The sequence below is a fragment of the Nostoc sp. DedQUE08 genome (genome assembly GCF_034530895.1).
Lineage (GTDB): Bacteria > Cyanobacteriota > Cyanobacteriia > Cyanobacteriales > Nostocaceae > Nostoc.
In genome coordinates this window covers 103,050-114,894 of sequence record NZ_JAVRCD010000014.1, presented here as the reverse complement: position 1 = coordinate 114,894, position 11,845 = coordinate 103,050, and the positions used below count along the sequence as shown (strand labels likewise).

13 protein-coding genes are annotated in these 11,845 nt (G+C 40.5%); 8 read left to right on the top strand and 5 right to left on the bottom strand.

The features are described from left to right. The first annotated feature begins 330 nt into the window (after nucleotides 1-330). Nucleotides 331-798: a GNAT family N-acetyltransferase gene (locus RMY64_RS12065; RefSeq protein ID WP_322670878.1), complete on the top strand. Its 468-nt coding sequence runs from the start codon at nucleotides 331-333 to the stop codon at nucleotides 796-798. 740 nt (nucleotides 799-1,538) lie between these two features. Next, entirely contained in the window at nucleotides 1,539-3,245 is a 1,707-nt protein-coding gene (locus tag RMY64_RS12060) for a fasciclin domain-containing protein (RefSeq protein ID WP_322670877.1), read from the top strand. Nucleotides 3,246-3,299: 54 nt separating this feature from the next. Here RMY64_RS12060 and RMY64_RS12055 read toward each other — a convergent pair whose 3' ends face one another. Continuing rightward, nucleotides 3,300-3,965: an O-methyltransferase gene (locus RMY64_RS12055; RefSeq protein WP_322700166.1), complete on the bottom strand. Its 666-nt coding sequence runs from the start codon at nucleotides 3,963-3,965 to the stop codon at nucleotides 3,300-3,302. A 67-nt stretch (nucleotides 3,966-4,032) separates the two neighbouring features. Between RMY64_RS12055 and RMY64_RS12050 the strand changes: the two genes are divergently transcribed. Continuing rightward, nucleotides 4,033-4,440, top strand: a complete 408-nt coding sequence (locus tag RMY64_RS12050; protein WP_322700181.1) for a hypothetical protein — start codon at nucleotides 4,033-4,035, stop codon at nucleotides 4,438-4,440. A gap of 40 nt (nucleotides 4,441-4,480) precedes the next feature. On the opposite strand, the gene RMY64_RS12045 is transcribed toward RMY64_RS12050, so the two are convergent. Then, nucleotides 4,481-4,948 carry a hypothetical protein gene (locus RMY64_RS12045; RefSeq protein WP_322700165.1) on the bottom strand — a complete coding sequence of 156 codons (468 nt, stop codon included), beginning with the start codon at nucleotides 4,946-4,948 and terminating at the stop codon, nucleotides 4,481-4,483. A gap of 102 nt (nucleotides 4,949-5,050) precedes the next feature. Between RMY64_RS12045 and RMY64_RS12040 the strand changes: the two genes are divergently transcribed. From RMY64_RS12040 to RMY64_RS12030, 3 genes are all read left to right on the top strand, one after another. Next, nucleotides 5,051-5,824 (top strand): hypothetical protein, encoded by a 774-nt coding sequence (locus tag RMY64_RS12040; RefSeq protein ID WP_322700164.1) that lies wholly within the window; start codon nucleotides 5,051-5,053, stop codon nucleotides 5,822-5,824. A gap of 189 nt (nucleotides 5,825-6,013) precedes the next feature. Continuing rightward, the gene (locus RMY64_RS12035; protein ID WP_322700163.1) at nucleotides 6,014-6,382 is read left to right on the top strand and encodes a hypothetical protein; all 369 of its coding nucleotides are present in this window, start codon (nucleotides 6,014-6,016) and stop codon (nucleotides 6,380-6,382) included. A 362-nt stretch (nucleotides 6,383-6,744) separates the two neighbouring features. Further along, entirely contained in the window at nucleotides 6,745-7,023 is a 279-nt protein-coding gene (locus RMY64_RS12030) for a hypothetical protein (protein WP_322700162.1), read from the top strand. Between the two features lie 130 nt (nucleotides 7,024-7,153). Here RMY64_RS12030 and RMY64_RS12025 read toward each other — a convergent pair whose 3' ends face one another. The 3 genes from RMY64_RS12025 to RMY64_RS12015 all read right to left on the bottom strand — a co-directional run bounded on the left by RMY64_RS12025 (nucleotide 7,154) and on the right by RMY64_RS12015 (nucleotide 10,365). Beyond that, nucleotides 7,154-8,038: a hypothetical protein gene (locus RMY64_RS12025; protein ID WP_322670871.1), complete on the bottom strand. Its 885-nt coding sequence runs from the start codon at nucleotides 8,036-8,038 to the stop codon at nucleotides 7,154-7,156. A 69-nt stretch (nucleotides 8,039-8,107) separates the two neighbouring features. Further along, entirely contained in the window at nucleotides 8,108-8,698 is a 591-nt protein-coding gene (locus RMY64_RS12020) for a DUF1517 domain-containing protein (protein ID WP_322670996.1), read from the bottom strand. A gap of 104 nt (nucleotides 8,699-8,802) precedes the next feature. Then, entirely contained in the window at nucleotides 8,803-10,365 is a 1,563-nt protein-coding gene (locus tag RMY64_RS12015; RefSeq protein ID WP_322700180.1) for a pentapeptide repeat-containing protein, read from the bottom strand. 70 nt (nucleotides 10,366-10,435) lie between these two features. Here RMY64_RS12015 and RMY64_RS12010 point away from each other — a divergent pair, with 70 nt between their 5' ends. Next, entirely contained in the window at nucleotides 10,436-11,272 is an 837-nt protein-coding gene (locus RMY64_RS12010) for a prephenate/arogenate dehydrogenase (protein ID WP_322700179.1), read from the top strand. A 207-nt stretch (nucleotides 11,273-11,479) separates the two neighbouring features. Then, nucleotides 11,480-11,776: a hypothetical protein gene (locus tag RMY64_RS12005; RefSeq protein WP_322670870.1), complete on the top strand. Its 297-nt coding sequence runs from the start codon at nucleotides 11,480-11,482 to the stop codon at nucleotides 11,774-11,776. Nucleotides 11,777-11,845: the final 69 nt, after the last annotated feature.

Below are 11,845 nucleotides of genomic sequence, written 5' to 3'. Positions count from 1 at the left end.
TAAAATTAGCCAGATACTTGTTTTTAGCTTCACCTCTCTAAAAGTTCAATGATTTCACTAAAATAGTCTAATTATATACAAAAATTGGATGAATTCACTGTGGTCTTAAAATTAATGGCAAAAGTGAAGATTAAAAATAAATATGAAATCAGAAACCAGAAATATAGTACTTAAAGCTTACGCAGAACTACATAAGTAAGTCGGCATAAAAAACCAAACTAAGTAAGTTTGCACAATAAAACTAAACTATGTGAAGAGAGGTAAACTAGACTAAAACTTTCTTTCCTCCTGCCTTATCGCAACGATAAATTTTTACGCCGAACTACAGCTTTGTCTAAACCTATAATTACCGTTCGCCTAATTACACGCGACGAACTTCCCCAACTTTTGGCTTTATATAAGCATCTAAATCCTGTCGATGCGCCTCTACCGACTGATGATGTCTTACAATCTATCTGGGATGGAATTTTAGATGATCCCCGTTTGTATTACATTGTGGCTGATGTTGATAAGCAGTTAGTAGCAACATGTAATTTAACTATTGTTCCCAACTTGACGCGTGGCGCACGTCCATACGGCATTATTGAAAATGTTGTTACCCATCTCGATTATCGACAACAGGGATTTGGTACACAAGTGCTGCATTATGCCTTAGCTTTAGCATGGCAGCAACAGTGCTATAAAGTGATGCTTCTAAGCGGCTCAAAAAACGAGGAGACGTTGCACTTCTATGAAAAAGCAGGATTCAAGCGTGGACTAAAAACAGGATTTGTTGCCCTACCTCCAGAGGAGTTGTGAGCAAAATTTATAGAGATTAGCTAGCTTCCAAAAATCCTAGTTTATCTTTGGGTTCGCTTTTATAAAATAGTCTTTTGGAAAAAAATAATTCTTAGCCAAAAATCTTGGCGCAATCAGGCTCGAAATTTTGGATTGCGATCGCTAATTTCCCGTCTAGTATTTGAAAATTTACCATCAAGGACAACTATCTAAAGAGTGAAAGTTTTTCTTCAAAATCCAGCCCTGAGTTAGTTGTATAATCACAATAAAAGATTAACAATACACCATATCGCCAAGATTGATTTTATTTCTTAAATCTTGCTAAAGATCATGATACATTGAGTTTAACGGCATTAACCCTCCTCGGCAATTATAAAGAGACGGCTATTAAAGGCCAATTATTTTACTGCTTGACTGCAATTTTAGAACTGAATAAAATCGCCTACTTGCATTAATTCTCTTTATTGTTGCGACATATTATATTACCACAGGAGCCATGCTTATTTTTAGTGTACTCTGCGGTTCTTAAAAAAAAATAGGAATTCGATACTATGTGTGGTGCACATGAGGATAAACGTTATGAGATATCAGAGCAGCTACTCATAATGTCCAGCGTATTAATTTTCCAGAGCTAACAGGTTTCATTTCTGGTTTTCATGTCGAGGCGAACCAAATAATCATCTAGATATTTGTATTCACTTAACCTTGCATCCAGTATTTTCCATATAGTCAACCCAAGAAATTGAAAAGAGGATATTTCCATGTCTAGTTTGTCTCGTTGGTCATCAACAAAGGTTGCTTTGCTAGTTCTGGGAATGACAGCTGCTACAATAACCCCCATCATAATTTCTGCCCCAGCTTCATCTCAAACCCCTGTTCCATCTACGACACCATCACCTGATACACCATCACCTGCAACACCATCACCTGCGACACCATCGCCTACGTCAACAGTTAACCTGTCTGATGTTTCCTCAGATTATTGGGCGCGTCCCTTCATTCAAGCCCTAGCTGAGAATAACGTGATTAGTGGCTTTCCTGATGGCACTTATAGACCAAATCAGCCTGTGACTCGTGCGGAATTTGCTGCTTTGATTCAAAAAGCTTTCAGTAACCAAAACCGAGTCCGGCAATTAAGTGCAGGTGGATTTAGTGATGTTCCTGCTAACTACTGGGCCGCTGCTGCAATTCAAAACGCTTACGAAACTGGATTTTTGGCAGGCTATCCTGGGAACGTGTTTAGACCAAATCAAGAAATTCCTAGAGTGCAGGGGATCGTTGCTTTAAGTAGTGGCTTAGGTTTAACTGGTGGCGATACAAGTACTCTCACTACTTACTACAACGATGCCTCAGCTATCCCAGAGTATGCTGTTGGCAGTGTTGCAGCAGCGACAGTAAGTAATCTTGTTGTCAACTACCCAGATGTAAAACAACTCAATCCGCAACAGTCTTTGACTCGTGCTGAAGCAGCAGCACTTTTATATCAAGCTTTAGTTAAACAAGGACGGGCGCAACCCATTGCTAGCAATCTTCCAGCTAGTCAGTACGTTGTAGCTGGAACTCCTGCCGGTACTGATATTGTTGCTCTAGCGTCATCCAGTAGTTCTTTTACAACTCTGACTTCTTTATTAAAGACAGCCGGTTTAGCAGATATTCTTCAACAGCCAGGCCCTTATACAGTCTTTGCTCCCACCAATGACGCATTTGCTGCTTTACCTGCTGCTACCTTACAACAGTTAGAGCAACCAGAAAACAGAGAAGCGTTAGTTAAGATTTTGAGATATCACGTGGTTCCCGGTGCGGTAACTTCTAGTCAACTCTCAGCAGGGGAATTGACAACAGATGAAGGAAGACCTGTAAATATTAAAATCGATTCCGCTAACAGTCAAGTCTCGGTGAATAATGCCAGAGTTCTCCAGGCGGACGTGAAAGCTAGCAATGGTGTTATCCATGCAATTAACCAAGTCCTGATTCCGCCTGACGTTAACATCAGTCAGTTAAATCAGCCACCAACAGGAAATGGGACACCTGATGTTAACGTAGGTAGAAGTACTCGTGGTGGCAGAAGCTATATCGGAGTTGGTGGTAACATTGGTTTGAGCGGCGATGATACAGCTCTGAGCGACACTAACTTTACAGTGATCAGCAAACTTGGTCTGACAAACAATATATCAGTGCGACCATCGGTAATCTTCGGGGACGATACAATATTTCTAGTTCCCGTGACTTTAGATTTTTCTCCCCGCAGAGCAGGTTCAGTGGGTGAAAGAACCTTTGCTATATCTCCTTACATCGGTGCTGGTGTAGCAATTGAAGCTAATGCTGATACTGATATTGGATTACTACTAACAGGTGGTGTAGACATTCCTCTCGGTTCTAGACTTACGCTAACAGGTGGTGTAAATGCTGCTTTTGTAGATGATACTGATGTAGGACTACAGTTAGGAATTGGCTATAACTTCAGGTAAATAGAAGTAGAACATGCAATAAGGGCGCACAGTTAGTTGTGCGCTCTTGCTGTATTAAGGTCGCTTGATTGCTAAAGTAAGTCCATCGGCGATGGGGACAAGGGAGAGGGTAACTCGTTCGTCATGATGTAACTTTTCGTTTAGCGCCCGGATTGCTTGGGTGCTTTCATCTTGATTTTGCTTATCAGCTACTTGTCCAGACCATAAAACATTATCGATCGCAATTAATCCACCTGGACGAACTAATTGCAGCGATCGCTCATAATATCCATCATAATTTTCTTTATCAGCATCAATAAAGGCAAAATCAAAAGTTTCGGCTTGTCCAGTTGCTAATAACTTATCTAAAGTTTCCAAAGCTGGTGCTAATCGTAAATCGATTTTATCGGCAACTCCGGCTTCTTGCCAATATCTGCGGGCGATCGCAGTAAATTCTTCACTCACATCACAAGCGATAATCTTGCCATCAGGCGGTAGTGCCAAAGCTACAGAAAGTGAGCTATAACCCGTAAATACTCCAACTTCTAGGGTTTTTTTCGCTCCAATTAACTGCACCAGAAGACTCATAAATTGCCCTTGTTCTGGTGAAATCTGCATTCCACTCCGGGGATGATTGGCAGTTTCTTGGCGCAACTTCCCAAGAATTTCTGGTTCTCGTAGCGAAACAGATAAAAGATAATTGTAAAGTTGGTTATCAAGACCTATAGACTGTTTTGGCATGATAGATCGGAGAATTGAGAGAAACTACAGTTATACTATCGCTGATAAGTGGAATCTCAGGAATAACATGGTGCGGTTAGTTTTGACAGCAATATTGCTGGTGCTAGTGACAGCTTGTGGCAGTATTGGACTGCTACCAACTAGCGATTTAGTGCAAAAAGCGATCGCACTTGGGCTAGAACAAACTCAACAAAAACTTAGCCAACAGTTGGATTTAGATTTTCAAGGATTTGAAATCAAGCGGTTATCAATTACCCAGGAACAACCCCTGACGATTGAAAATTTACCAGCTTTCCACGTTCGGGGAACCTACGACTTGATTCTCAAGCTACCAAAACGACGTTTGACGCAACCAAAACAACCCTTTGATGTTTACCTGCAAATTCAGCAAGAAGGTAAAACTTGGCGATCGCTAATTCCAGAAAAAGGTAGTAAAGATACTCAATCAATTTGGCGCAGTTATCTCATCCAATAATGACGGGGAAACGTTTGAATTACCTCACTCTTTTCCCAAACTACAGGTTAAATTTTGTGTATTCTATACCGTCATCTTCTGCAAGAATTACAAAATCGAAGGATTCAATTAACGCCTGTATTGCACCAGTTCCGCCATAGGGATGGCCAAAGGGGTCAAACTCCAGTCTAGCTCTGTCAACAGAAAGCATTCTACAAGCAATTAATTGATATTCACCATTTTGAAAAGCATCAAACATAGAATAAAAGTCCCAAGGAGTTTCGAGGCTAGGATCTGTCCACCTCTGTTCCACAGGTGTTGCAAACCAGCGACGGTAATATTCAGTCTCTTCCTCTTCACTAGGCCACCAAAAATGTGATAATGCTTTGCGATCAAAAAAAATTAGCCAATCTTCTTCATTACGCCAAAAATCGTTGTCTTTATCTTTTTTAATTTCGTTGAAAACTTCACAAAGAGCATTGAATCTTTTGCAATCATCTACTTGAAACTCTACAAAGCAGTATTCCATTCTTTTATTATGTGCAACTAGAAAAACCATCACAAATATATTTGTATAATTGAGAACCACTAGCCATAATCGAGGTGATAGTTTCATCGGAGACAGGGTAAGATGTATATCAACTTTTTCATCAGTTCCATTATTGGAATTGTGGTTCCGGTGCTGGTGGCTTTTGGCTTACTGCAATGGTTGCACATACCTACAGGTAACTTTCTTGATTGGGTAATTGGTGGTGCTAGTTTTTGGTGGCTGTTGGTAATTGTCACCGTACCGTGGAATGTGCATTTTCAAGCCAAAGAAGTCTTAGCAGAAGCAGCACAATCAACTGAGAAAGGCATTCCAGTTGATGAGAAACAAGTGAAGTATGTCACAGTATTGGCAAAGCGATCGCTCTGGGTTGCTATTGCTTTACACTTATTCTCAGCTGTTGGTCTTTATACTCTTGCTGTCACTGGTATTAGTACAGTTGGATATATAAGTTCTGGTGCAGCTTTATTATTAACAATTCTGCGTCCTGCGATTCGCGCTTACGAGTATTTATATGCGCGGTTAGCGATGATTCGCCAAGAATGGAAGTATCCGCGCGAAGATATTTTTGAACTGCGCGATCGCTTCTCTATATTGGAACAAAAAATCCAGTCTTTGGAAGATCAGCTTAATCCCGAACAACCCTATTCCTTATCCGCAACTCAACAACGTTTTGCCGAAGAAACTCGCAGAGATTTAGCTCGGATTGCGGCTAACTTGGAAGAATTACGGGCGACAAATCAAACAGAACATGAGCGTTTGGCAAGAGAAGCCAGAAATGCGATCGCGCAACTTTCTACCGATGGGCAATTTCTCGATCATGTCCGCGAAATCATTCGATTTTTTAAGACAGCTTAATTATTGCTTTAATAACTTGACCGAATTTTAAGTTTTGGATAATGATAGTGAATATTCATCATCCAAAATTTAAAAGAATTATTCAAAAATGGTTAACTATACCTTACGACCAGAAGAATAAGTTTGACATAAATTGTATAGTTCGGTATGCAATTTTTCTATATGTTGTAAAAAAGGAAAAAATCGGAAATGTTGGATTCTCTTATCTTGATTTTTATATTAGCCATAATTATCCCTTTTTTTATTGCTCAGATTATGCCGAACAGCAAGTGGCTAATAGGTTATGCTATTTGTTTTGGAACTTTTGTTGTTTCTGAGTATTATAATCACTTAACAACGCCAATCGAGCAACGAGGAAATGGTTTTGTTTACGCCTGGGCAATGCTTGCGAATTATTTAATTAATACATCGGGAACTGTGGGAATAATCGACAGGGCTATTGTATTATACTTTAAGTCAAGAGGGTATAAAATCAATATATGGTTCATAGTTAATATAATTTTTATTGATTTGATCCTTGTTTACATAGCGATATTGATAGTTAACATTCCTAAATAGATAGGCATTATTAAACAGAAAACAAGGATTATCAGGACTAAAGTCCTTATTACAAACTTTAATTGATTTACGTCTAAGAGGATGTTTGAAAAGTTTTTTTATCGGTAACAAAACGTTCTAGATCCCCCTAAATCCCCCTTTTTAAGGGGGACTTTGATTTCGGTTCCCCCTTTTTAAGGGGGGCTAGGGGGGATCGGTTAGTGCCTAAAATCACAGCCAACCACTTTTCAAACAACCTCTAACGACTTAGTAAATATCCCTTCATTTCTACTAATTTAAAATCCACTATTGAGGCTCATAGTATACCTCACTAGAGCAGGAAAGGCTATAGTGAAGTTCACATAACATCAGGAGTACTCATAGTGAATCAGATACAACTCACTTTAACTATTAGTTACTTGTTAATGTCATGCTATTTTTTAAGCAATTGGTTAATATTTTCCCTGCGTCATCCCACTTCTACTCCCGATGATAAATTTTTATCGGTTGTGATGTTTGTGGTAACAGCTATCTTCTGGCCTTTGATGATTCCGATGTCTTGTTTAGAAATGGTTCAACAAAAGCGCATAGACTTTAGTAAAATTATTCCTGTTCTCTTAGCAATATTTATATTTAGTATTTCATATTATTTAACCGAATAATTAATAATTCCTCCTCACAAATTGTATAGATATTAAAGAGAAGCCGGAGGATTGACTTGTTACCCTCCGGCTTCTTTATGCACAACTACCTTAACTTGTTAGGCAGTCTATTTATTAAACTTGGAATTGATTAACGGCGTCTGCTGCCAAAACCAGTTGAGCGACGAGGTGCTGAACTACGCCCACTACCAAAACCACTGCCAGAATTGCGTCTGGGTGAAGTGACTCTGCCAGAGGGTTGCAAGGTGCTACCACCAAAACCAGAACCAGAAGGACGGTTATTACCTGTAGTGCTACGCGGTACATTGCGTACATTTGAATTTCCAGGATATGACCTTCTAATTGTCCCTGTATTGCGGAACGCAGTGCGATTTCTCACGGCTGCGGGTTGCGTATTATAGCGAGTTTGGTAACTTTGAACTGCTTGGCCATAGCTTCCGCCATATCCACCAAAGCCACTTAATCCTTGCCCTGATTGATAGACAGGGGGTACATAATACTGGGGTCTAAACAACATACTACCAATTGCCTGACCGGCCAAGCTACCAGCTACAGACCCAGCAAATGGTGCCCAAAAATTATTTTCTCGACGGACTACAACCGTCTCTTGTTGTCCTGTTTGGGGATTGGTTTTATTCTCGGTAACGTTGTGGACGTACTCAATTTTAAAATCTTCCGTCAGATATAAAATGGGTTGTCCTTTATCTACCTTCAGATAGGTTTTTTTACCCTGCTTGATTTCATCATCAGTTAACCGTGCCATTTGCAAATTTTCGGTTGCAAAGGTTGGAGGATTATTGTTAAGTAAAAACAAGCTGTATTCACCAGTTGCATCGTCATAAGTAGCTTGTTGTATTTGATACTCACCATCACTCAGCTTGGTGTTAGTAGAGGTTTGGCTAACGTTCTTAGCTGGAGGAGTACTTTGGTTCTCGCCACCACAAGCAACAGTTGTGATACACAAACTCAGAGCTAAAAAAACGGCTGTAAATTTACGTACTATGGTCATGATCATTGGATTATTGTCCTATCTCTGAGCTTAACAATTTATCATCTAAGTAGTAAGTACGGACTACCCAACAGATTACAAAGGAATCAATTCTGGGTAATATTGCAGCAGTTGATCGCTAGTGAGTTCATCGCCCAACTGTGCTGGAGAGAAATGCACTTGAATTGCCTTTAATCTATGTTTATAATGCAAATTTATCAATGCTTTCAATCCTTCCTTGAGCGCCTGAACGTTAGAAAGATCGGTTTCCAAATCTGGCACTTCTCCTTCATAAGCTACTGTAATCATCACAATGACGTTGCGGGTTACAGGTATAGATAAAGGTTCATTCGATCCATTGGAAGCGTAATCTGGTTCGCTAAGATATCTTTCGGCAGAGTCAGTAAATAATTCATTCACGTAATCTCCCGCTTCGCCCTCATTAAAAAATACGTCACCTTCGTTAGCAGCAGAAAGCCAATATTCATCGTATTGCAGCAGGGTTTGGCTGATTTCTACCAATCCTTCTCCTAAAACTTCTAAGTCGCCATCGGCATCGATCGCATCCCGTCCTGCACTATTTAACACTCCCAAAATTGGCGCTACTTCACCTCCCCCTAAGTGCAGAAATAGGCGAAACACGACATAGCGAGTTCGACCGATCATTTTATTAAAAAGATTGCTCATTTTTTCCTCCAAAATTTTGTCATTTGTCATTTGTCATTGGTCATTGGTCATTTGTCATTGGTCATTGGTCATTGGTCATTAGTTCAATGCCCAATGTCCCATAACTAATGATTAATATAATGAAATCCTTTAACAAAATCTATAATAATATCTAATGAAGGTAATATATTTTTTGTTGAATCACTAGACATATCATAAGCTGAAGCATTAAGAGCAGAGCGATTAATAAATCTTTTTCCAAAGTTGGGATGGTCATAAACAATCAAAGTGTGGGCACTGGAATTCGTTAAAACTATTTGGGTTGGGGCTTTACAAAAATTTAATTTTGCGGCTACTTCGATATTTTTTTTCATCTGTTTAATTGTTGTAGCCTGATTCATAGCTTGTTCAAAAAGAGTATTTAATTGTTTCACTATCTGAGGCGATTTTAAGTCTTGCTTTGCAATAACTTCACTGTTAATCATTTCCACTATACTGGAAATATTTTTTTGAGTAGATGCCGCATCTAGAAAGGGAAGAATGACAATGTAAGCAGTGGGAAATAACGCTTCGTCGCTATCTACATGAAAGGTGAAAATAGTCCGGCGACGACCACTTTCGATGCTTGGAGGTTGTTTCAACCCTCGATATTCTTGAGCAATTTGGTAGTAAGCGCCAGCGATCGCAAAATTAGCTTCATGTTCTAGAGCTGCATCAACAATAATCCGAATTGTTGGCGGTGTTTCGTTAAAAAAATCTCGTGACTCTTCAGAATGGAAATTTTGGACAATGGAGCGATCGCCATTTGGGCTAAGATCGACCCATTCACAAACTATGCCTTCGGTTTTTAAGCCAAATCTGGAAGTGGCATAAAGCTTGGCTCCTGTCAAAGTTGCTCCTGTTAAGTCAGCACCGATCCATTCTGCTCTAATTAATTTTGCCTGAGTTAAATTAGCGTGGACTAAACTTGTATTTGTTAAATTGGCATTGCTTAAATCTGCGCCAATTAAATCAGCCCCGCTCAATTTTGCGCCGCTTAAATCTGCCCACCGAAGATTTGCGCCGCTCAAATCAGCCCACCGGAGATTTGCACCACTCAAATCAGCCCCGCTCAAGTTAGCATGGCTGAGATTGGCTTGTCTGAGTTCGGCATCTCGCAAATTTGCACCGCTCAAGTCAGAACGACTGAGATCGCTGGCGTTTAAGTTAGCCATCTCCAAGTTGGCTCCAGTTAAAGAAGCACCTCTCAAGATCGCCTCACTCAAGTTAGCGTGACGGAGATTCGCTTGGCGGAGTGTTGCTTCTCGCAAATCAGCACTGGTGAGATCGGCCTCTAACAAATCAGCGCGACTGAGGTCAGCGCGAACTAACTCGGTGCGGATTAATGAAGCTCCTCTCAGTTGAGCGCGACTTAAATCCGCTCGAATCAAATTAGCGACGTTGAGACTGGCGTTATTAAGGATGGCGCTGCATAGATTTGCACCACTCAGTCTAGCTACATTCAGCTTGACATTGCTCAAGTTAGCTTCACTCAGATTCGCGCCACTCAGGTTGACTATACTCAAATTAGCATCGCTCAGATTTACACCACTGAGTTTCACTCCACTCAGGTTTGCTTCTGGGAGGTCAACACCACTAAAGTTTAAGACTCCTGCTGCGTATTGTTCCAGTAATTCCTCTACAGTCATTGATGCTACCCCTTGGATGCCAACTTTAATAGTTGGTAAAGTCATAAAAAACGGAATGTCAAAATCAAAAATGAATATTGGAATTTTAGGATTGGGACTGATAGGCGGATCTTTGGGTTTTGATTTGCGATCGCAAGGACATCATATCTTAGGAGTTAGTCGCCGTGAAGCAACCTGTCAAAAGGCAGTTACCTTGGGCAGTGTCGATCGAGCATCAGTCGATCTGAGCCTATTAGCAGCCGCAGAAGTTGTATTTATTTGTACACCTCTAGCCCTTATTGTGCCCCAATTTGAACAGTTAGTCGCTCATTTGCCTACGGCTACAGTCGTCACTGATGTAGGTTCGGCGAAAGCACAGATAGTCAAGGATATTACTCCCCTTTGGAAAAATTTTATCGGCGGTCATCCAATGGCGGGCAGAACAGATAGTGGGATAGAAGCTGCACAGCGAGATTTATTTGTTGATAAACCTTATGTATTAACACCGATAACGACAACACCAACTAATGCAATTACAGTTGTAGAAGAAATTGTGCGATCGCTCGGAGCTAACATCTATTTTTGTCAACCAGAGCAACACGACCGCGCTGTGAGTTGGATTTCCCATTTACCGGTGATGGTTAGTTCCTCGTTGATTGCTGCTTGTTTGAGCGAAACTGACCCCGATGTTTTACAATTAGCCCAAAAGTTAGCTAGTTCGGGTTTTCGGGATACCAGTCGTGTGGGTGGCGGGAATCCAGAGTTGGGCGTAATGATGGCGCGGTATAATCGTCAAGCATTGCTGCGATCGCTACAACAATATCGTCAAAGCCTTGATGAGTTGACTAACTTAATTGAGCAAGAAAATTGGGCAGTTCTAGAGGAAAAGTTCAAATCAAGGCAACAGGCACGACCTGATTTTGTTTAATAGTTGTTGGGTGCGTTTAGCTATGGATAACGTACCCATATTTTAATTTAGTGAGTTAATTAATAAAGTTTGTTGGCTGCTTTTTTGTCAAAACAACTCTCCACAGCTACTCAGAAATTCCCACAATAAAATCTTTAAAAATGCTACTCAACAGTCTGATAGTCACCAAACCGATGTACCATACAGATAAATTTACAAAAATCAACAATGGTAGAACGTCCAATTAAGAAATCGGAACGTCAGGCTCAAGCAAACACTGACAGCAATTCCGAAAATTCGGATTCTGTAACCCCGATTGAATCTAACCCCAAAAGCTCAAAACCGAACCGCGACCGCTCGTCTGACAAAGGGAAAAAAGGCTCGTCATCTAGGGATGAAAGCAGACCACCGGTGAATCCTGCACTAGCGCGTGGCCCAAAACCGGTTAAACCTCCAACCCCCAAAGTTAAAACAGAAGAACTTGAAACCGAATCAGAATCTATCTCTGAGGAGTCTCAAGACTAAAATTACAAGTGTTGTTGTGTGTGATGTGGGAGGCTATAAGCATATTAAAGATTGAGATTTCTGACTCCG

Excerpts from the sequence above, each read along its gene's own strand:
- RMY64_RS12015 (WP_322700180.1), bottom strand. The coding sequence starts at position 10,365 with ATGACTGTAGAGGAATTACTGGAACAATACGCAGCAGGAGTCTTAAAC.
- RMY64_RS12050 (WP_322700181.1), top strand. The coding sequence starts at position 4,033 with ATGGTGCGGTTAGTTTTGACAGCAATATTGCTGGTGCTAGTGACAGCT.
- RMY64_RS12035 (WP_322700163.1), top strand. The coding sequence starts at position 6,014 with ATGTTGGATTCTCTTATCTTGATTTTTATATTAGCCATAATTATCCCT.
- RMY64_RS12020 (WP_322670996.1), bottom strand. The coding sequence starts at position 8,698 with ATGAGCAATCTTTTTAATAAAATGATCGGTCGAACTCGCTATGTCGTG.
- RMY64_RS12010 (WP_322700179.1), top strand. The coding sequence starts at position 10,436 with ATGAATATTGGAATTTTAGGATTGGGACTGATAGGCGGATCTTTGGGT.
- RMY64_RS12040 (WP_322700164.1), top strand. The coding sequence starts at position 5,051 with ATGTATATCAACTTTTTCATCAGTTCCATTATTGGAATTGTGGTTCCG.
- RMY64_RS12025 (WP_322670871.1), bottom strand. The coding sequence starts at position 8,038 with ATGATCATGACCATAGTACGTAAATTTACAGCCGTTTTTTTAGCTCTG.
- RMY64_RS12045 (WP_322700165.1), bottom strand. The coding sequence starts at position 4,948 with ATGGAATACTGCTTTGTAGAGTTTCAAGTAGATGATTGCAAAAGATTC.
- RMY64_RS12060 (WP_322670877.1), top strand. The coding sequence starts at position 1,539 with ATGTCTAGTTTGTCTCGTTGGTCATCAACAAAGGTTGCTTTGCTAGTT.
- RMY64_RS12055 (WP_322700166.1), bottom strand. The coding sequence starts at position 3,965 with ATGCCAAAACAGTCTATAGGTCTTGATAACCAACTTTACAATTATCTT.
- RMY64_RS12005 (WP_322670870.1), top strand. The coding sequence starts at position 11,480 with ATGGTAGAACGTCCAATTAAGAAATCGGAACGTCAGGCTCAAGCAAAC.